The organism is Tenacibaculum sp. SSH1-16 (genome assembly GCF_040104435.1).
Taxonomy (GTDB): domain Bacteria; phylum Bacteroidota; class Bacteroidia; order Flavobacteriales; family Flavobacteriaceae; genus Polaribacter; species Polaribacter mesophilus.
In genome coordinates, this window is sequence record NZ_JBECOV010000025.1 from 1 (window position 1) to 1,169 (window position 1,169).

General features: G+C 38.0%; 1 pseudogene. It reads right to left on the reverse strand.

Annotated features, from left to right (window positions below):
* Nucleotides 1–1,169 (reverse strand): annotated as a pseudogene (locus tag ABMY20_RS16075) (hypothetical protein); the annotation flags it as partial.

Here is a 1,169-nt window from a genome sequence, read left to right on the forward strand (position 1 = left end):
GTATGAGCTCCAGCTGCTACATTATTAAAAATATTAGCATTTGCTCCTGTTTGTGCTGCAGCTCCATCTAAAGAATAAGTATAACCAGCATCAAATGGTGTTATGGTGATATTTCCTGTACCATCACAGTTATATACTACAGTACTTGCAAATGGTGGTACTGCTGGTAAATCTGCTATCGTTAAGGTGTCTAAAATTCTTTCACAGCCATTTGAATCTTCTACTTTTGTCTCATAATCTCCTGCTGGTAAATTAGATACTGTTGTTCCTGCTATTTGTGTATAAGCTCCTCCTCCTACTAATCTATAATAATAAATATAAGGTGCTGTTCCACCTGTTGGTGCTGTAAAACTTATCGTTCCTAAAATAGTGCCTGTAGGGCTACACATTAAGTCTGTTTTACTTGCTGAGCCTCCTGCTAATGCTGTTGGAACATTAATCGTTTCTGTTGATGTGGCTACTGGTGGACAACCGTTTGCATCACTTACTGTAATTTGATAAGTACCATCTCCTAATCCTGTAAAGCTGTAATTAACATCTGCTGATGGTCCTTGTACAAATGGACCTCCTGGTCCTGTAACTGTTACGGTATATGGTGAGGTTCCACTTCCTACAGTTACATTGATTGTTCCCGTATCTGTACTACAATTTGGTTGTGTTGATGTACTGCTTACGGTTGGTGCTGCTATTTGATTCACTGTTACTGTATCTGAATATTCACAGTAATTTGTTCCTCCATTTTTATCTCTTACATACACCGTATAAGTTCCTGCTGGTACTGCAATTGGACTAGAAGTGTACGAGGTTTGCACCCCTCCTGTTTCTACTATAAATTCATAATTACCGTCTCCTCCGTTTGGAGTAATTACTATTTGACCATCGTTACATGTTGCACTTACTGTTGTTATTGTTGCTGTTAACTGTGGTAAAATAGTTGCATCTTTTGCTGGAATTGTACAGCCTAATCCGTCTCTTACTTCAATACTGTAAGTACCATCTGTTAACCCTGTAAAAGTAAACTCATCTGGTGTAGCTACATTTGGGTTTTGCCAAATTCCTCCATCAATCCTAAATTGGTAATCATTATTACCTGATGTAACTTCTACACGAATCTCACCATTCCCACTTCCATCATAACATAATGTAGGTGTTAAATCAAAATCTACTGT